The 19993-nt window shown below is 45.0% G+C and carries 16 protein-coding genes; 12 read left to right on the top strand and 4 right to left on the bottom strand.

Annotated features, from left to right (window positions below):
• Window positions 1-59: 59 nt before the first annotated feature.
• The 3 genes from ACTQ50_RS10610 to ACTQ50_RS10600 all read left to right on the top strand — a co-directional run bounded on the left by ACTQ50_RS10610 (window position 60) and on the right by ACTQ50_RS10600 (window position 4303).
• Window positions 60-1007 (top strand): bile acid:sodium symporter family protein, encoded by a 948-nt coding sequence (locus tag ACTQ50_RS10610; RefSeq protein ID WP_441484180.1) that lies wholly within the window; start codon window positions 60-62, stop codon window positions 1005-1007.
• A 299-nt stretch (window positions 1008-1306) separates the two neighbouring features.
• Window positions 1307-2911: a phosphoenolpyruvate carboxykinase (ATP) gene (gene pckA, locus ACTQ50_RS10605; RefSeq protein ID WP_441484176.1), complete on the top strand. Its 1605-nt coding sequence runs from the start codon at window positions 1307-1309 to the stop codon at window positions 2909-2911.
• Between the two features lie 399 nt (window positions 2912-3310).
• Window positions 3311-4303: a DUF5688 family protein gene (locus ACTQ50_RS10600; RefSeq protein ID WP_441484175.1), complete on the top strand. Its 993-nt coding sequence runs from the start codon at window positions 3311-3313 to the stop codon at window positions 4301-4303.
• Between the two features lie 163 nt (window positions 4304-4466).
• Here the strand turns inward: ACTQ50_RS10600 and ACTQ50_RS10595 are convergent, their stop codons facing one another.
• The 3 genes from ACTQ50_RS10595 to ACTQ50_RS10585 all read right to left on the bottom strand — a co-directional run bounded on the left by ACTQ50_RS10595 (window position 4467) and on the right by ACTQ50_RS10585 (window position 7375).
• Entirely contained in the window at window positions 4467-5261 is a 795-nt protein-coding gene (locus tag ACTQ50_RS10595; RefSeq protein ID WP_295309032.1) for an ABC transporter ATP-binding protein, read from the bottom strand.
• Entirely contained in the window at window positions 5254-6180 is a 927-nt protein-coding gene (locus tag ACTQ50_RS10590; RefSeq protein ID WP_441484174.1) for an ABC transporter permease, read from the bottom strand. The genes ACTQ50_RS10595 and ACTQ50_RS10590 overlap by 8 nt, the downstream gene beginning before the upstream one ends.
• 217 nt (window positions 6181-6397) lie before the next feature.
• Window positions 6398-7375, bottom strand: coding sequence for an ABC transporter substrate-binding protein (locus tag ACTQ50_RS10585; RefSeq protein WP_441484173.1), 978 nt, complete (start codon window positions 7373-7375; stop codon window positions 6398-6400).
• 166 nt (window positions 7376-7541) lie between these two features.
• Here ACTQ50_RS10585 and ACTQ50_RS10580 point away from each other — a divergent pair, with 166 nt between their 5' ends.
• Window positions 7542-8306: an N-acetylmuramoyl-L-alanine amidase gene (locus ACTQ50_RS10580; RefSeq protein ID WP_441484172.1), complete on the top strand. Its 765-nt coding sequence runs from the start codon at window positions 7542-7544 to the stop codon at window positions 8304-8306.
• A 100-nt stretch (window positions 8307-8406) separates the two neighbouring features.
• The gene (locus ACTQ50_RS10575) at window positions 8407-9012 is read left to right on the top strand and encodes a YdcF family protein (RefSeq protein ID WP_441484171.1); all 606 of its coding nucleotides are present in this window, start codon (window positions 8407-8409) and stop codon (window positions 9010-9012) included.
• 145 nt (window positions 9013-9157) lie between these two features.
• Here the strand turns inward: ACTQ50_RS10575 and ACTQ50_RS10570 are convergent, their stop codons facing one another.
• Entirely contained in the window at window positions 9158-10444 is a 1287-nt protein-coding gene (locus ACTQ50_RS10570; RefSeq protein WP_441484170.1) for an HlyC/CorC family transporter, read from the bottom strand.
• A gap of 300 nt (window positions 10445-10744) precedes the next feature.
• Here ACTQ50_RS10570 and ACTQ50_RS10565 point away from each other — a divergent pair, with 300 nt between their 5' ends.
• The 7 genes from ACTQ50_RS10565 (at window position 10745) to ACTQ50_RS10535 (ending at window position 19971) form a co-directional block, all read left to right on the top strand.
• Complete coding sequence (locus ACTQ50_RS10565; protein ID WP_441484169.1) at window positions 10745-12757, top strand: hypothetical protein; 2013 nt, start codon at window positions 10745-10747, stop codon at window positions 12755-12757.
• A gap of 72 nt (window positions 12758-12829) precedes the next feature.
• Complete coding sequence (locus tag ACTQ50_RS10560) at window positions 12830-13180, top strand: TIGR04086 family membrane protein (protein WP_441484168.1); 351 nt, start codon at window positions 12830-12832, stop codon at window positions 13178-13180.
• 132 nt (window positions 13181-13312) lie between these two features.
• Window positions 13313-13453 carry a six-cysteine ranthipeptide SCIFF gene (gene scfA / locus ACTQ50_RS10555; RefSeq protein WP_021926839.1) on the top strand — a complete coding sequence of 47 codons (141 nt, stop codon included), beginning with the start codon at window positions 13313-13315 and terminating at the stop codon, window positions 13451-13453.
• Window positions 13454-13536: 83 nt separating this feature from the next.
• Window positions 13537-14904: a thioether cross-link-forming SCIFF peptide maturase gene (gene scfB / locus ACTQ50_RS10550; protein WP_441484167.1), complete on the top strand. Its 1368-nt coding sequence runs from the start codon at window positions 13537-13539 to the stop codon at window positions 14902-14904.
• 73 nt (window positions 14905-14977) lie between these two features.
• Entirely contained in the window at window positions 14978-17404 is a 2427-nt protein-coding gene (gene secD, locus ACTQ50_RS10545) for a protein translocase subunit SecD (RefSeq protein ID WP_441484166.1), read from the top strand.
• A gap of 166 nt (window positions 17405-17570) precedes the next feature.
• Complete coding sequence (recJ, locus tag ACTQ50_RS10540) at window positions 17571-19283, top strand: single-stranded-DNA-specific exonuclease RecJ (protein WP_441484165.1); 1713 nt, start codon at window positions 17571-17573, stop codon at window positions 19281-19283.
• A 163-nt stretch (window positions 19284-19446) separates the two neighbouring features.
• On the top strand, window positions 19447-19971 hold the full coding sequence (locus tag ACTQ50_RS10535; protein WP_441484164.1) for an adenine phosphoribosyltransferase: 525 nt from the start codon (window positions 19447-19449) through the stop codon (window positions 19969-19971).
• Window positions 19972-19993: the final 22 nt, after the last annotated feature.

Here is a 19993-nt window from a genome sequence, read left to right as displayed (position 1 = left end):
GATGTACAGGTTTCTTTTGTCTTGCCATAATAAAAGGCCCTCCTAATGATATTTATTGTATCATAGAAGAACCTTCTAAACATTATTTTACAGAAAAAGTTTCATACTCTCTAATCGCAGTTGCCGCACTTGCACTGTTCGCACCGAACACGGTAAGCTTCATCAAAACCAGTTACGTAAACACCCTGCTTGGAATTGTAATGTTCGGTATGGGACTTACCCTGAAGCCAAATGACTTCAAAGTTGTATTCAGCCGTCCAAAAGATGTAATCATCGGCTGTATCGCCCAGTTTACTGTAATGCCCCTGCTTGCTTTTGGCCTTACAAAAGTGTTCCAGCTTCCGGCTGAGCTTGCAGTAGGTGTTATCCTTGTAGGAACCTGCCCAGGAGGTACCTCCTCCAACGTTATGACCTATCTGTCAAAAGGTGATGTGGCCCTGTCCGTTGGAATGACAGCAGTCTCTACAGTACTGGCTCCGTTTTTAACACCACTTCTTACATATTTATATGCAGGACAGAAGGTAGACGTAAACATGTTCAGCATGTTCCTCTCTATTGTAAAGGTTGTGATCGTGCCGATCGTACTTGGATTTGTGATCAACCATTTCTTCAAGAAATTTACAGAAAAAGTAGTAGAGATCCTGCCGCTGATCTCCACCACAGCAATTGTAGCCATCGTAGCAGCAGTTGTATCTGCAAACTCTGCAAAGCTGATGACATCCGGTCTTCTGATCGTGGCAGTTGTTATTCTTCATAACCTGCTTGGCTATGGCGTTGGCTACGGAATCGGCCGGGCTTTAAAACTGGATACCACAAAATGCCGTGCAATCTCCATCGAAGTCGGCATGCAGAACTCCGGCCTTGCAACATCACTTGCAACCACACACTTTGCACAGTATCCGCTGGCAACTATTCCAGGCGCTGTATTCAGTGTATGGCATAATATTTCCGGTGCTGTTCTTGCGAATATCTACGCCCGCAGTGCGGAAAAGAAAGAAGCAAAATAGAATCATGATCGGATCAGAAAACACGTCTCACAAATTTTTCCTGAGGCGTGTTTTCTATATGATAAAACTTTAACAAAAATGCAAAAAATCGGAAATTTGTGTTGATTTTATCAGTCAGTTATGTATAATATAGGATAAGGAAAAAAGGAATCAATCCGGTTCCATTCCTTGGGTTTTGTACCATAGAAGCTGCTGGCTCAGGTAATATTTCCAGAATCATTACCGTGAATCGAGGACAGCAGTCATGAATCTGCATTCGCAGATGAATTCCATTTTAGAGAAAAGAGGTTAAGTGTAAGATGGCAAAAATCGATTTAACAAAGTATGGTATTACCGGAACTACAGAAATTGTTTACAATCCCTCTTATGAAATGTTATTTGAAGAGGAGACCAAACCAGGTCTTGAGGGCTTCGAAAAAGGACAGGTCAGCGAGCTTAAGGCTGTTAACGTTATGACAGGTATTTATACCGGACGTTCTCCTAAAGACAAATATATCGTAATGGACGAGAATTCCAAAGACACCGTATGGTGGACATCTGACGAATATAAGAATGATAACCATCCTGCAACACAGGAAGCATGGGCAGCAGTAAAAGAGATCGCTAAGAAAGAGCTTTCTAATAAGAGACTTTTCGTAGTTGATGCATTCTGCGGCGCTAACAAAGATACCCGTATGGCAATCCGTTTCATCGTTGAGGTTGCTTGGCAGGCACACTTTGTAACAAACATGTTCATTCAGCCTACAGAAGAAGAGCTGAAAGACTTCGAGCCAGATTTCGTTGTTTACAACGCTTCCAAGGCTAAAGTTGAGAACTACAAAGAGTTAGGCCTTAACTCTGAGACAGCTGTAATGTTCAACATTACAAGCCGTGAGCAGGTTATCGTAAATACATGGTACGGCGGAGAGATGAAGAAAGGTATGTTCTCCATGATGAACTACTATCTGCCGCTTAAGGGCATCGCTTCCATGCACTGCTCTGCAAACACAGATATGAACGGTGAGAACACCGCTATCTTCTTCGGTCTTTCCGGAACAGGTAAGACTACACTTTCCACAGATCCTAAGAGACTTCTCATCGGTGATGACGAGCACGGCTGGGACGACAACGGAGTATTCAACTTCGAGGGCGGCTGCTACGCTAAGGTTATCAACCTTGACAAGGATTCTGAGCCAGACATCTACAATGCAATCAAGAGAAACGCTCTTCTTGAGAACGTTACACTTGATGCAGAAGGCAAGATTGATTTCGCTGATAAGAGCGTTACAGAGAACACTCGTGTATCTTATCCGATCAACCACATTGAGAAGATCGTTCGCCCGATCTCTTCCGCACCGGCTGCTAAGAATGTTATCTTCCTTTCCGCAGATGCATTCGGAGTACTGCCTCCAGTATCTATCCTGACACCAGAGCAGACTCAGTACTACTTCCTGTCTGGATTCACAGCTAAACTTGCTGGTACAGAGCGTGGAATCACAGAGCCTACACCTACATTCTCAGCTTGCTTCGGACAGGCATTCCTTGAACTGCATCCGACCAAATACGCTGAAGAGCTTGTTAAGAAAATGGAGAAGAGCGGAGCAAAAGCATACCTGGTTAACACAGGATGGAACGGAACCGGAAAACGTATCTCCATCAAAGATACCCGTGGTATCATCGATGCAATCCTCAGCGGCGCTATCTTAACAGCACCGACTAAGAAGATCCCATTCTTCAACTTTGAGGTTCCTACAGAGCTTACAGGCGTTGACACAGGTATCCTTGATCCTCGTGACACATACGCTGATGCTTCTGAGTGGGAAGTTAAAGCAAAAGATCTTGCAGATCGTTTTGTTAAGAACTTCAAGAAATATGAGGGAAATGCAGCTGGTAAAGCACTTGTTGCAGCTGGTCCTCAGGCATAATCATATAAGATTATTTGTGGGTCTGCCGTATTTACGGCAGGCCCTTTTTGACTATTCAGGAAATTTTTTAAAAAGCTTTATCTGGAAGAATTGCAATTTATCAGAAGAGAAATGTCGCTGAAGAGTCTGTTTACAGGCGAAGAATTCTGCAAGGCGTTTTTATGTCGAATTGTGTCGACGAAAAGTTCTTTACAAAGCATCCCATATCTTATATACTATCCCTACAGCAACTCAAAGCAGTTTAAATGGAAGCAGGATCAATTCTGATATTTTCTATCTGCCTCCATCTTTTCGTTCAAATACAGGGCATCTGCAGTGCACAGCAGGTCCGGTATTCGTTAGGGTGTTTCGCCCGTTTTTATTTCAGAAGTTATTATTTTTTGAAGAAAGGAACTTAATATGAGCAAAGAGTATGACGTATTTGTAGAAAGTCTGCGTCAGGAATTGATGGAACGACTTGGGCTTAGCGAGAAACAGGTTTATTTCGAGGAGCGGGACGAAGATGGCATGACACCAAACGGCGACCGGCTTTTTGTAGAATGCAGTGCTTCCTCGGCGGGAAAAGAAGTTTGCGGAATCCATACCGAAGAGCTGTTTGAGGATTATGAGGATGGCGTTTCCCTGGAAAAAATTGCAGGAACCGTAGAAAGCGAAATTCGCAAACTGAAAGAAACCGGCTTTTTTGAGAAAACCAAAAACCTGAATAACTATGAGAAAGTAAAAAAGGATCTTTTTATCCGGCTGCTGAATGTAAAACAGCACAAAAGAGAGCTTTCCAGAGCGGTCTACCGCAGAGTGGGAGACATTGCCCTGGTGCTTTATATGCAGCTTGGGAAGATGAATGGGCGCATCAGCAGTGTGAAAATACGCAGAGATAGTCTGGAAGAATGGGAGCTTGATGAAAACACAGTGTTTGAGGCAGCGCTTTTAAATACCTATTTTATTTCGCCGCCCCGGATCTATTATTGGGAAAAACTGGTCTATAATCCGGATTACGATGGGGAAAGCTTTATGGATCTGAATCATGAGTTCTTTCTGAAAAGAGACAGCATTGGAAACTGTCTGAGCACCGCCAGAAGGACCAATGGGGCGGTTGCCATCTTTTTACCGGGAGTGGCGAAAAGACTGGCGGAACTATTGGATGCGGACTTTTACATGGTATTTACAAGCATTCACGAGGTGATGATCCACAATGCCAATCTGACTTATCCGGAGGATCTGGAGAATATTCTAAGAGATACCTTGCGGGAGGCTACACCGGAAGAAGATTTTCTTACCGATAAGGTGTACCGGTATTGCAAAGACACTGGTACATTCCTGGTGTATAAAGGCACTGTTTTCCTGGAACTGGGGAAGCCAAAGGCTTGTCCGGAGAAATCGGAAGAAAATTAGGAGTAAGCAGGCGCCAAGGTCTTGTGCAAGCACGGACTTTGGTTCTTTGCCCGTGTAAATAAAAAGAACTGCAGCAGATTTTTCCAATCTGACTGCAGTTCTAAGAAACATGCGAAAATGAAACTGAATAAAAATAATCTTTTTATGATTATCTGCCCTGGGCTTAACCAAGGATGGCAGAGTCATTGGAGAATTCTTCCCCGCTGGCCTCCTCAAATTTATCCAGAAGCTGTTTTACGGTAAGCTTTTTCTTTTCTTCTCCCTGGATGTCAAGGACGATTCGTCCATTCATCATCATGATCAGACGGTTACCATGGGCGATAGCATCTTTCATATTGTGTGTGATCATCAAAGTGGTAAGGTGATCACGGTTGACGATTCGGTCTGTGATATCAAGTACTTTCGCAGCTGTTTTCGGGTCAAGGGCTGCGGTATGCTCATCCAGAAGGAGAAGCTTCGGTTTCTGAAGAGTAGCCATCAGAAGGGTGAGGGCCTGTCTCTGACCGCCGGAGAGAAGTCCTACTTTGGAAGTAAGACGATCTTCAAGTCCAAGATCCAGGATCTTCAGAAGCTCCTTGTATTCTTCGCGTTCTGTTTTGGTAATACCAGGACGAAGAACTCTTGTTTTTCCACGGCGTTTGGCAAGAGCCAGATTTTCTTCGATTCCCATGGTAGCAGCAGTACCAGTCATAGGATCCTGGAATACACGGCCAAGATAAGCGGCTCTCTTGTGCTCGGAAAGCTTGGTAACATCTGTTCCGTCAATGATGATCTGGCCTTCATCTACTGGCCATACACCGGCAACCGCATTCAGCATTGTGGATTTTCCGGCACCGTTACCGCCGATGACAGTAACGAAATCCCCTTCGTTTAATTTCAGGGAAAGTCCGTTCAGAGCCACCTTTTCGTTGATGGTTCCGGGATTAAAGGTTTTGTATATGTTTTTGATCTCAAGCATTGTTCTTACCTCCACGTTTTGCTGGTTTTGCGAAATATTTTCCCTTCCAGTAAGGTACTGCCAGGAAGACAGCAACTACAAGTGCGGACAGCATTTTCAGAAGGTCAGTGTCGATACCCATCCAGATAACGGTCTGGAGAACCAGATAGTAAAGGATGGAACCGAATGCTACAGACAGAAGGCGAAGGGCGAAATTGCGGAAAATACGGCTGAAAATCGCTTCGCCGATGATAACAGCAGCAAGTCCGATTACGATAGCACCACGTCCCATATTTACGTCTGCAAAGCCCTGATACTGGGCAAGAAGGGCACTGGAAAGAGCAACCAGTCCGTTGGAGACCATAAGTCCAAGTACTTTACAGAAGTCTGTGTTGATACCCTGTGCACGTGACATGTTTGGATTGCATCCGGTAGCACGAAGGGAGCAGCCAAGCTCAGTTCCGAAGAACCAGTACAGGATTGCAATGATCACAACAATAAATAAAGCGACGATGAGAATGGTATTCTGTGTGATCGGCACGTTTTTAATACGGCGTAAGGAAATCAGAATGGGATATTTGTCAACGTTGATCGCCTGGTTTGCTTTTCCCATGATCTTTAAGTTAATGGAATACAGGGAAAGCTGTGTCAGAATTCCGGCAAGGATGGCCGGGATCCCCATGAATGTATGGAAAATACCAGTGACAAGTCCGGCAACCATACCGGCCAGGGTAGCAACCAAAAGAGATGCCCATACGTTATGTCCGCTGATCATCATCATGACACAGACAGCACCTCCGGTACACATGGTACCGTCTACGGTCAGATCGGCAATGTCAAGAACACGGAATGTAAGGTAGACGCCGATGGCCATAATACCCCAGATCAGACCCTGGGCAGCGGCACCTGGAAGTGCCATGATTAAGTTTGCGATTTGCATGTCTTTATCCTCCTGCATGCGTAAATTGTTTTATGTATAAATATGCACGAAATGTGTCTAAAAATACATTCTTTCAGAAACGACACAAACAGCGAGAGAGGCTTCCCTTCCCGCTGTCTGTGATTATGCTGCTAAAGGCGTTACGGTTCACTCTGTGACCAGTACCATAAAAGCAGCTGAATGTCCAAAATAATCTGTCAAAACATTATGAAAAATTTTATTCTGCGTCAGCACCGATTGCAACATAATCATCCGGAACTTCAATTCCAAGCTCAGCACAGATGTCTGCATTGTACTCTTTTGTGAAGTTTGGTGCATACTCGATTGGCATTGTAGAGATGTCCTCGCCATCTTTCAGGATCTTAACTGCCATTTCACCAGTTGCTTTTCCAAGATCATAGTAGCTGATGGAAAGTGTAGCAACACCGCATCCGGAGCAGATTCCCTCTTCACCTGCGATTACCGGAACCTTTGCCGGAAGGCAGATGTTGTTGATCAGCTCTGTGTTGGAAGCAGCTGTGTTATCGGTAGGAACATAGATAACGTCACTGTCTGCAACTGCATTTGTTACAACAGAAGAGATATCGTTAGAATCAGAGAACGCGTAATATTCGCAGGTATATCCAAGATCCTCAAGAGCAGCCTTTACGGTATCAACCTGATACTGGGAGTTTGGCTCTGCGGAGCAGTAGAGAAGTCCTACGTTCTTGGCATCTGGGAAAAGCTCATTTAACATAGCTGCCTGATCCTCCAGTGGAGCCAGGTCAGATGTACCGGAAATGTTTCCGCCTACAGTTCCATCAAAATCGGTAAGGTCAAGAGCTACGCCATACTCTGTAACAGCAGTACCAAGAATCGGGATATCACTTGTTCCTGCAGCAGCTGCCTGAAGAGATGCAGTAGCGTTTGCAAGGATCAGATCTACATTGCTGGATACGAAGTTGTTGACGATTGTGCTGCAGGTAGCGGAATCGCCCTGTGCGTTCTGCTCGTCAAATGTAACATTTTCTTCGCCAAGACCTTCTTTTACAGCGTCCTTAAATCCCTCTGTAGCTGCGTCCAGTGCTTCGTGCTGAACCAGCTGGCAGATACCGATGTTGTATGTTTTCTGTTCCTCAGCGTGTACGGTTACTGTACCTGCAAGACCTGCTACCATAGCGCCGGTCAGAATTACGGATAAAACCTTTCTTTTCATATTTTATTTCCTCCTTAAAAAGTATTTTCGTGTTTTAAAGTGTTTTGCTGCTTTAAAGTATTGCCTGCACAAAATAATACTGCTTTAAAGCGTAAAAGTCAAGTTGCTTTTGGTATTTTTTTACATATTCTAATAGAGAAATAGTATTTTGGAAGGAAAATTTGACATGCCGTATTCTATTATGATTGACGCCGGGCATGGCGGAAACGATCCAGGTGCCGTATATAAAGGCCGCAGGGAAAAAGACGACAATCTTGCTCTGGCTATGGATGTAGGAAGGATTTTGTCTGAAAACGGAATTGACGTTTTATATACAAGAACTACAGACGATTATATTTCCCCATTTGAGAGGGCAAAACTGGCCAATGAGGCAAAGGTGGATTATTTTATTTCGTTTCACAGAAACAGCAGCCCTGAGGTGAACCAGTACAACGGAGTGGAAGTGCTGGTTTATGACAAAAGCGGAATCAAGTATGAGATGGCACAGAATATTGTAGGTGCATTAGGGGAACTGGGCTTTCGGGAGATCGGAGTCCAGGCGAGGCCAGGTCTTGTTGTGCTGCGAAAAACAAAAATGCCGGCACTTCTTATTGAGACTGGATTTATAAATTCGGATGAAGACAATAAATTGTATGATGAAAAGAATGGGGAGATTGCCCAGGCTATTGCAGGTGCAATCCTTGGAACACTGGATCAGCAGCAAGGCGGGGAGCCGATGTATTACCGTGTGCAGACTGGTGTTTTCCGCAAACGTGAGAATGCAGACCGGATACTGTATATGCTCCAGGAAAAAGGCTATCCTGCATATATTTTGCAGGATGGTGAATTTTATAAGGTACAGGTGGGGGCATTTTTGCAGCTGGACAATGCCATCCGCATGGAGCAGCGGCTTCGGGATGACGGTTATAGTACGCTGATCGTGACGAAATAAGAAGCCAGCGGAAATGTGCTTTTGGGTAGAAAAAGGAGAAAAAAGAAGCTATAATGTAAAAAATTGGAAATACCATATGGGACAGAAAAGGGGATAAAACGTGGATTACACAGAATTTTTGAAAAATACAGAGGATTTTGTTTTTGCAGAAAATAAACCAGAGAAGGCAGACATTATTTTCGTGCCTGGAAATGGTTTTCCGGAGATGGCAGAAAAAGCGGCTTCTTTATATAAAGAAGGCTATGCCCCTTATGTTTTGCCAAGCGGACGATACAGTATCACATTGGGAAAATTTGTGGGCGTACAGTCGAAGAAAGAACTTTATGAAGGAAATTACGAGACGGAATGGGAATTTCTGAAAACAGTGCTTATGAAAAATGGAGTTCCAGAGGATGCCATTTTAAGGGAAGACCAGGCTACCTTTACCTACGAAAATGCAATTTTTTCCAGACAGGTGACGGACCTTCACAGGCTTTCGGTGAAAAAAGCAATTCTCTGCTGCAAAACTTACCACGCCAGAAGATCCCTGATGTATTACCAGCTTTTGTACCCGGAGACAGAATTTCTGGTGTGCCCGGCGTGCCCAGATGGGATCACCAGAGAAAACTGGCGGGAAACAGAAGCTGGAGTGGAGGCTGTCACTGGGGAAATCGACCGGATCATAAAGCAGTTCTGCCTGATGCTGGGAGAGGAAGGAAGGGCGTAAATAAAAATCTGAATGCTCTTGAAAAAAATACAAGAAGCATTCGGATCTTTATTTACGCGATAGGCGAGCCAACGCCCCTGTTTACACGAGACCCTGGTGACTGCTGCGATAACGAGCAAAACTTGCAAAGCGTGTTTTGTCCCGTTTACGCGTTCGGTGTCTCTTCTGTATCTTTGTGCTCTGGCAGCCAGATGTGCACCAGTTCAATACGATTCTTATCTAACTCGTCTACAACCAGATGCATGCCGTCCTCCAGGGTAACGGATTCTCCCTCGCGCGGCAGGCAGTCAAGCTGCTCAATAATATAGCCTCCTACAGAATCATAGTCTTCTGATTCAAGATGGGTTCCCAGGGCTTCATTGATATCATCCAGTTTGGCAGAACCAAGCACCTCATATTCTCTGCCAGGCTGGATCTCACGGATGGGCTCTTCCTCATCCTCGTCATATTCATCCCGGATTTCTCCTACAATTTCTTCCAGAAGGTCTTCCAAAGTGACAAGACCGGCAGTAGAACCGTACTCGTCAAGGACAATTGCAAGGTTCACAGAAGCCTTGCGCATTTCCATCATAAGGTCAGTGGTGCGCTTATATTCATAGGTGAAATAAGGCTCGCGAAGGATCTTTCGGATAGAAAATGGTTCATGTTCCGGATAGAGAAGAAGGTCTTTCACATTGATAATTCCGATCACATTGTCCGTATTGTCCTCATAAACCGGAAAACGGGTATGCATATCTTCCTTAAAAATATCCATAAGCTCCTGGTAAGTGGAGTCCACATCAATAAAGGTCATGTCGATTCGGGGAATCATAACATCCTTGGCAGCAGAATCACCAAAATCAAACACATTGTAGATCATCTGCTTTTCTTCCCGCTCGATCACTCCATTTTCCTGTCCCACATTTACCATGGAACGAAGCTCGTGCTCAGTGATGGTATCTTTCTTGGCATTTGGATCTACCCGAAGGACAAAAAGAATGCCGTTTGCAAGCTTTCCAACAATATAAATGACAGGAGTCAGCACTGTCATAAGGGCATAAATCGGTCTTGCATAAGAAAGGGCCAGGTCATCGGCTTTCAGGGTGGCAATGGTCTTCGGGGTGATCTCTCCAAAAAGAAGGACCAGAAGAGTCATAACACCGGTCGCAACACCGATATACACGCTTCCAAACACTTTCATGGTAAAGGTTGTGGCAAGGGAAGAAGCAGCGATGTTTACAATGTTATTTCCAATTAAAATAGTGCTGAGCATTTTTCCTGAATTGGAAATTACCTTCTCCAAAGTAACAGCGCGCTTGTTGCCCTGTTCTGCCAGGGAATGGATGCGGATACGGTTGGCCGCCGTCATAGATGTTTCTGCAGAAGAAAAGAAGGCGGACAAAAGCACCAGTATCAATATGGTGACCGCCTGTATAGGGACACTTGAATCCAAACTATGTTCACTCCTTTTTTATAATGATGTTAAAAAAGAATATACATGATTCGGGCTGAAAATGCAAGGAAAACAGGGGGCGGGGAAAACAGAAGGGAAAAAATAAGATATAAAAAATAGAATTGGGGGGTGTCGAAAAAGGCAGAACTGTGTTATAATTCGGTGTGGTAAAAAATAAAATAAATTGTTACAGAATATTTACAAAAGAGTAAAGATTTGATATAGTGTACGTTAAAGGAAAAGAAATACTTATATTTTGATCATATAATTAATTTTTATACATACAACAGAGGTGCCAGGATGAAGAAGAAAAAAAACGTTATGTACAGAAAAAGTGTATCCTTACTTGCGGCAGCTGCAATGACAGCAGTTTTGATGACCGGACAGGCTTATCCGGTTACTGCGTGGGGACAGAACACCGAGAACACACTTGAGACATCCAGTCTTATTCCGGATAATATTACTATAGACCAGCCAATCGCTCTTTCGGAAGTGGCATTGCCGAAAAGTGATTATGGAACTCTTTCCTGGGTGGATACATCTTTTGTTCCAAATAAAAGAGTCCAGTCCTGTGAAGTTGTGTTTAAACCAGCAGAAGATGTAGATCTTTCTTATCTTTCCGGCTGGGATGCAGATAAAAAGGTTGTGAAGGGCAAGATCACAGTCGTAGTCAGCAGCATAGAAGGGGATGGGGAAACAGTATCATCCGAGCTGACACCGGCAGAAGGTTCCCTTTCTGGCACAGATACTGTGACCAAAGATGATGCTTCACAGAATGATCCAGCAGATAAAAATGCTGATGTTCCATCAGAGAACCAGAAAACAGAGGATATAAAAGAAGACACAGCAGATTCTGACAGGGAGAATACCGATACCGCGGACAGTCCATCTGCAGATGAAAGTGAGACACCATCTGACAGTGAAGAAATTTCTCAGGATACGGTTACTGGAAGTGCAGAAGAGATTTCCAGTGATGCAGAAGATGTGACTGTTGGTACGGAAGCTCCAAGCGAAGCATCTGACGAAAGCCAGAAAGAAAGCAATACAGCATCTTCAGACCAGAAGACTGAAGCGGATACCACAGGCGATACAGAAGCAGATAACAGCCCATCTGCAGCTGATAATACAGAAACAGTAGATCCGTTAGAGGGAACTGGTAAGCTGAATGAGAATTTCGGCGCAGCAATGCCAGGAGCTACTGTCCTGGACGGCAGTGATGAGGCTGATGAGTCGGAGGAGAAATCTGCAGAGGAAGAGGGAACAGAAGGTGATCAGAAGAACATTTTCGACAATCCCCTTGATTTTTCACTGGCAGATTCAAGACCTGACACAGCAGAAGACAATCTGACAGAAGAAGAGCAGGCTGCAAGAGCAGCTGAGAACCACAGCTGTGAGGGCATTTCCGTATCTGGAATCGACCTTCCTTGGTATGTTCAGTTCCAGGTAACCAGCGGCGAGAGCTATGAATTTAAGAATGAAGAGAAAGCCACTATTTTCCAGTCCTATGAGTTCAAATTATGGGATCTGAAGAATAATACAGAGTATGAGATCCCGGACGGACAGTATGTAAGCGTAACCATTCCGGTAAAAGAGGGATACGAGTACTCCATCGAGCATCTCCTTGACAATGGTGCCACAGAGACTATCGTTCCAAGTGTAAATGGAAGCACCATGATATTCAGTACGCATTCCTTCAGTCCTTTTGGAATCGCAGGCTTCCGTCCGATTGTAGGAGATGATATTGCAAATGGCGCTTACGGGGACGGAGGTACACCTACCCCGACACCAACTCAGGCTATTAGCGGAACTCCTACACCATCCCCGTCTGTAACAGGAACAGGTACTAATGGAACAGCAGGAACAACAGGAAATGGTACAGGAACTTCCAATGGAACCAGCGGAAATGGAACTGGAAATTCAGATAATTCCGGTACAGGAAATAGCTCTGGAACTACAAATGGTTCTTCAAATGGTACTTCTGGAACTACTACAGGCAGTACAACAAACGGAACCGGCAGCTCCACAACAAATGGAACTTCTGGAACCGGAACTTCCGGAACTGGCACTTCAGCGGGTACCTCCCAGGGTACAGCAGGAACAGATGGTACTTCCGCAAATGGAACAGGAAACAGCTCCAACGGTACATCTGACGGACAGACAGCTGGAACCACAACTGGAAACAATGGACAGAGCCAGACCTCAAACGCAGTAAAAACTGGCGATAACACGGTAATCCTTCCATTTGTGATCCTTGTGATCGCAGCAGCGGCTGTTATCATTATTGTGATCGTAGTCCGCAAAAAGAAAAAATAAATAACAGGTCTTGGCAGAAGACGAATAACCCGGTCAGCCCTTCCATATATTGCATATGGGAGGGCTGTTTTTATGAAAATGAAAGCAATTTTAAAATCCTTACTTTTTTCTTATGCAGTTACTGGAATATTCCTTTTGTTTCTGGCATTCCTTCTGTTCCAGTTTGACCTGGGGGAAAAGCCGGTGTCGGCAGGAATCGTGGCTGTCTATATCTTGTCCTGCCTTTTAGGGGGCTTCATGGCAGGAAAAATCCTGCGCAAAGACAAATACTTATGGGGGGTTCTGGTAGGTGTTTTTTACTATCTGCTTTTAATTACGGTATCTTTTGTGGCAAAAGGAAAATGGGATATGAGCCTGATGCATGCAGTAACTACGTTCCTGATGTGTCTGGGAGGCGGCGCTCTTGGAGGCATGCTATCCTGAAAAAATACAGCCTGAGGGATTTCCTGAAAGATTCCTGGAAGATTCCCGCCTAAGCCCGTAAAAAAATGCTTTAAAAATAAAAAAAAATATGGTATACTAGGCAAAGATTATATACATAAGGAGGCTAATACTATGCAGCATATCAAAACATTAAATACAAAGAACCTGCAGAACACTGTAAAGAAAGGCGGCTGCGGCGAGTGCCAGACATCATGTCAGTCCGCATGCAAGACATCCTGTACAGTAGGAAACCAGAGCTGCGAAAACAAATAAGCTAAGCAACTGGGAACGGTAAGCAGCGGTGTAAAAGCCGCTGCTTATTCATGCAATAGGAAAGAATGAAAGGATATACTAACATGAGTCTGATTCACCGTTATCAGAACAATGGCTATAACATTGTGCTGGATATCAACAGCGGATGTATCCATGTTGTGGACGAAGTGACCTACGAAGTACTTCCTTATATGGAAGAAGGTCTGGACGCAACTGCCATTGTAGGAAAACTGGGAGATCAGTTTTCAGAAGAAGATATTAAGACATCAGTGACAGAGTGTGAGAAGCTGAAAGCCGACGGCATGCTTTTCACCAAGGATGTATACGAAAATGCCATTGATGCATTTACCAAGAACCGTCAGACAGTGGTGAAAGCCCTCTGCCTGCACATCGCCCACGATTGTAACCTTGCCTGTCGCTACTGCTTTGCAGAAGAAGGAGAGTATCACGGAAGACGAGCTCTCATGTCTTTTGAGGTAGGTAAGAAGGCACTGGATTTCCTGATCGCCAATTCAGGTTCCAGACACAATCTGGAGGTGGATTTCTTTGGCGGCGAGCCGCTTATGAACTGGAAGGTTGTAAAAGACCTGGTAGCATACGGCCGTGAGCAGGAGAAGATCCACAATAAGAAATTCCGTTTTACCCTTACCACCAACGGCGTTCTGCTGAATGATGAGGTAATGGAATTCTGCAACAAAGAGATGGGAAATGTGGTCCTCAGTATTGACGGCCGTAAGGAAGTTCACGATTTCATGCGCCCCTTCCGTAAGGGAGCAGGCAGCTACGATCTGATCCTTCCGAAGTTCCAGAAGTTTGCAGAGTCCCGCCACCAGGACAAGTATTATGTAAGAGGAACCTTCACTCATCATAATCTTGATTTCTCCCAGGATGTTCTTCATCTTGCGGACCTTGGCTTCAAGCAGATTTCCGTAGAGCCTGTAGTGGCAGATCCATCTGAAGAGTATGCACTTCGCGAGGAAGACCTGCCAAAGATCATGGAAGAATACGACCTTCTTGCGAAAGAGATGATCAAGCGCGAGAAAGAGGGCAAAGGCTTTAATTTCTTCCACTTTATGATCGACCTTACCGGCGGTCCCTGCGTATACAAGAGACTTTCCGGATGTGGAAGCGGTACAGAGTATCTGGCCGTAACTCCATGGGGTGATTTTTACCCATGTCACCAGTTTGTTGGTGAGGAAGAATATCTGATGGGAAATGTGGATGAGGGAATCATAAGACCTGACATCCAGAAGGATTTCGGATGCTGCAACGTTTACACCAAGCCAGCTTGCAAGGAATGCTTTGCAAGATTCTACTGCAGCGGCGGATGTGCAGCAAACGGATACCATGCCCATAAGGATATCAGAAGTAATTATGAAATCGGATGCGAGCTCCAGAGGAAGCGTGTGGAGTGCGCCATCATGATAAAAGCCGCACTGGCAGAAGACTGATAGCACTTCGCCAGCTGCGAAGATTTCTGTCAGCCCCTGCTTTTGCGAAAAACAAAAAAGAAGGGACAGAACAATGAAAAAATCAAGAGGTATCTTAGTCCTGATCCTGACTGCCATCGTTACCGTGTTCTTCTGCTATACGGCTGCTGTAGGTATTGGCCCTACAGGAACCGGTTCTATGAAGAATATCAAGACCGGACTTGATCTGGCAGGTGGTGTCAGCATTACATATCAGGCAAAAGACAGCAACCCAAGCAGTGAAGACATGAGTGATACTGTGTACAAGCTGCAGAAACGTGTTGAGCAGTACAGCACAGAGGCTCAGGTATATCAGGAAGGCTCTGACCGTATCAATGTAGAGATTCCTGGTGTAACAGATGCAAATGCTATTCTGGAAGAACTTGGACAGCCAGGTTCCCTCTGCTTCATCACACAGCAGGATGATGATGGAAACGCAAACTTCCAGGCAGATTCCAGCAGTGAGACCGGATATTCCCTGGCAAGAAGCCTTGACGAGATCCGCGCAGCAGGTTCTGTAGTTCTGGAAGGTACAGATGTAGCAGATGCTACAGGCGGTGCGATCCAGCAGCAGAATTCCAGCAGCAGAGAGTACGTGGTAGACCTGACTCTTACAGACGAAGGTAAGACCAAATTCGCTGAGGCCACTCAGAACAATGTTGGAAAACAGATCGCGATCATTTATGATAATGGTGTATTAAGCGCTCCAAGAGTAAACGAAGCCATCACAGGCGGTAAAGCACAGATCAGCGGTATGGAAAGCGTTGAGAGAGCACAGGAGCTTGCTTCCTATATCCGTATCGGATCCCTTAGCCTTGAGCTTACAGAGCTTCGTTCCAGCGTTGTAGCAGCACAGCTTGGTGAGGAAGCTATTTCCACCAGCCTGATTGCCGGTGTGATCGGTCTGATCATCGTAATCCTGTTCATGATCATCGCATACCGTGTACCTGGTGTGGTTGCAGGCTTCTCCCTGATTTTCTACACAGCAACCATTCTGCTTACCTTAAATGCATTTGACATTACCCTTACGCTTCCGGGTATTGCAGGTATCATTCTTGGCATTGGTATGGCAGTAGATGCGAACGTTATTATTTATGCGCGTATCCGCGAGGAGATTGGTGCAGGTGCAACTGTAAGAACCGCGATCAAATCCGGTTTCTCCAAGGCCTTTTCCGCGATCTTTGACGGAAATATCACAACCCTGATCGCGGCATTCGTGCTGATGTGGTTAGGTACCGGTTCTGTTAAAGGTTTTGCTTACACACTGGCACTTGGTATTGTGATCTCCATGTTCACAGCCCTGGTATTCTCCAGACTTGTGATCAATGCACTGTATGCAGCTGGCGTTCGTGATGAGAAATTCTACGGCAAGACCGAAGAAAAGAAAGTCATCAATTTTGTTGGAAAGAGAAGATTCTGCTTCACCCTTTCCATTATCCTGATCCTTGCAGGACCGGCTACTATGCTGATTCACAAAGCAACAGGCGGAAATGCCCTGAACTACAGCCTTGAGTTCTCCGGCGGTACTTCCACCAACGTTACCTTCAACGAAGATATGGACATTAAGACCATTGATTCTGAGGTGACACCTGTTGTAGAAGAGGTTACAGGAGATAAGAATGTACAGCCTACTAAGGTTGTAGGAACTAACCAGGTTATCATCAAGACCCGTTCCCTGAATCTTGACGAGCGTGAAGCACTGAACCAGGCACTTGTTGACAAGTTTGGTGTAGACGAATCCCTGATCCAGGCAGAGAGTATTTCCTCTACTGTCAGCAACGAGATGAGAAGAGATGCAGTTGTAGCCGTTATTGTTGCGACAATCTTCATGCTTCTTTACATCTGGTTCCGTTTCAAGGATATCCGTTTTGCAGGCAGTGCAGTTCTTGCACTTCTTCATGACGTACTGGTTGTCCTTACATTCTATGCGATTTCTAGAATTTCCGTAGGAAATACCTTTATCGCTTGTATGCTGACCATCGTTGGTTATTCCATCAACGCCACAATCGTCATCTTCGACCGTATCCGTGAGAATCTTCACGGAAGCAAACGTCTGGATGAGATCGAGGAAGTGGTTAACAGAAGTATTACACAGACACTTACCAGAAGTATTTATACTTCCCTTACCACATTTATCATGGTAGCAGTTCTTTACATCATGGGTGTATCTTCTATCCGTGAGTTCGCTGCTCCTCTGATGGTTGGTATTATCTGCGGTGCTTATTCTTCTGTATGCATTACCGGAGCCCTGTGGCTGGTAATGAAGAAGAAAATCGGCGGCGGACAGGCACAGACTGTAAAAGCTACAGCAGGTGCTGCTCCGGCTAAGCAGACTGTTTCAAATGCAAAGGCACCAAGTGCTCCAGCTGCAAACGGACAGACTGCACCGAAGAAGAAAAACCGTAAGAGAGTTCAGGAGCGTCTTGCAGCCCAGGAAGCTGCAAAGAATGCCGAGGACGGAACTTCTGAGGAAGAAAAATAAAGAATAAGGCTGCATCACAGCAGCGTCTCACAAGCCGGGACAGGCGTAAAACATCTGTCCCGGCTTGCTTTTTATGGAAATTCATATTAAAATTGCTTAGTATAAAAAAGAATTTGTTACCTGATTTTGAAAAGGTAAGAGATAAATTTACAGCAGGAGACAGAACATGGAAAAATGGGTAGTAACCGCGAAAAAAGCGGATTTTCAGGGGATCAGCCGGAAGTACGGAATTGATCCGGTAATCGCCAGGATCATCCGGAATCGGGATATCACCACGGATGAGGCAATTGACCAATATTTAAATGGAACCTTAAGTAACATTCCCTCCTGGAAGCTTTTGAAGGATATTGACAAGGCAGTGGAAATCATTTCGGGAAAAATAGATCAGGGAACCAGAATGAGGATCATAGGGGATTACGACATTGATGGTATAACCGCTACTTATATTTTGTTAAAGGGCTTCAAACGTCTTGGAGCAAATGTGGATACCTACATTCCAGACCGTATTGCAGATGGCTATGGAATCCATAATCATCTGATTGAGAGGGCAAAAGAGGATGGAATTGATACCATCGTAACCTGTGACAATGGTATTTCTGCAGCAGACCAGATCGCATTTGCAAAAAGTCTTGGGATGACAGTGGTGGTGACAGATCACCATGAGGTCCCTTTTGAGGATACCGAAGAAGGGCGAAAGTATAAGCTTCCTCCGGCAGATGCCATCATCAATCCCAAGCAGTCCGACTGTCCCTATCCGAACAAGAATATCTGCGGCGCAGTGGTAGCCATGAAGCTGGTTTTTGCCCTGTATGAGAAATACAATATTCCGGAAAACGAAAAGGAAGCGTATCTGGAACCAGCAGCTATTGCCACAGTGGGAGATATTATGGATCTTCAGGGAGAAAACCGTATTCTGGTAAAAGAGGGGCTTTCCCGTCTTCCCCATACGAAAAACAAAGGCCTGAATGCATTGATAAGTGCAATCGGTCTGGAAGACCAGAAGATCAGCTCCTATGACATTGGTTTCCGCCTGGGGCCATGTATCAATGCCAGCGGCAGACTGGACACAGCCATGCGTTCCCTGGCCCTTTTGCAGTGTGAAGACGAAGAAGAGGCAGCAAAGCTTGCAAATGACCTGAAGGCCTTAAATGACAGCCGTAAAGCCCTGACTGAGCAGGGAACAGAGGAAGCCTATAAGCTGATCGAGGGCAGTGATCTGAAGGATGACAAAGTTATGGTAGTATTTTTGCCGGATTGTCATGAGAGCCTGGCTGGGATCATTGCAGGAAGGATCCGTGAAAAATACCACAAACCAGCCTTTGTTCTCACAAGAGGAGAAAAGTCTGCAAAAGGAAGCGGAAGATCCACCGAAAACTATTCCATGTATGAAGAACTGGTGAAGTGTGACAGTCTGCTGATCCAGTATGGCGGACATCCTATGGCGGCAGGTCTTTCCATAGAAGAAGAAAATATAGATGCTTTCCGCATACAGTTAAATGCCAACTGCACCCTGACAGAAGAGGACCTGATCCCCAAGCTCGTCATAGATGTGCCAATGCCAATTTCCTACATAAACGAGAACCTGATCCGGGAGCTTTCTGTTCTGGAGCCTTTTGGAAAAGGAAACAGCAAGCCGCTTTTTGCCCAGAAAAATCTTCGTGTATTAAAAGTGGGAATATATGGAAAGAATCAGAATACGGTAAAATTGCAGCTGATGGATGAATCCGGGGCGGTAATGGACGGGATCTACTGGGGCGAGGCAAAGGAATTCGCTGAGTTTGCAAAGTCCCATGGAACCATTTCCGTGACCTATTATCCCAAGATCAACTCCTATATGGGAAGAGAATCTCTGCAAATTGTCATACAAAATTACTGTTAAACAGCGAATAATCATGTAAAACCACGAAAAATGCAGTATTTCCAGTGCGCCTGTCGGTTTTACATTGATTCCAGATAGAAAAAGTGTTATACTGAAAAATAATTATGATGCCAGGGGTGGCTGCTGCTTTCCCCATAACATCCATTAATCTGAGGAGGCTATTATGAAAAAAATAGAAGAATATGTAAGAAGCATACCGGATTTTCCGGAACCAGGCATTATTTTCAGAGATGTTACCAGTATCCTTCAGGATGCAGACGGGCTGAAGCTTGCAATTGATTCCATGCAGGACTGCCTGAAGGATGTGGACGTGGATGTAATTGTGGGAACAGAATCCCGTGGATTTATTTTTGGAATGCCGATCGCTTATAATCTTCATAAGCCTTTTGTTCCGGTACGTAAGAAGGGCAAGCTTCCATGCGAGACCATTTCCGCAAGCTATGACCTTGAATATGGCAAGGCAGAGATCGAGATCCACAAGGACGCTATCAAGCCAGGACAGAAGGTTGTCATTATTGATGACCTGATCGCTACCGGCGGTACTGTTGAGGCTGCTGCGAAGCTGATCGAGCAGCTTGGCGGACAGGTAGTAAAGATCGTTTTCCTTATGGAACTGGTTGGGCTTGAGGGACGTAAGAAACTGGAGAAATATGACGTTGCTTCCGTCATTCGTTATGAGGGCAAATAAAGGATGTGTCTGTTCATCAGAT

The sequence above is a fragment of the Blautia sp. Sow4_E7 genome, from assembly GCF_052116245.1.
GTDB lineage: Bacteria > Bacillota > Clostridia > Lachnospirales > Lachnospiraceae > Blautia_A.
Note: the sequence above shows the minus strand (reverse complement) of the source record. Positions and strands in the feature narration are given on the sequence as shown.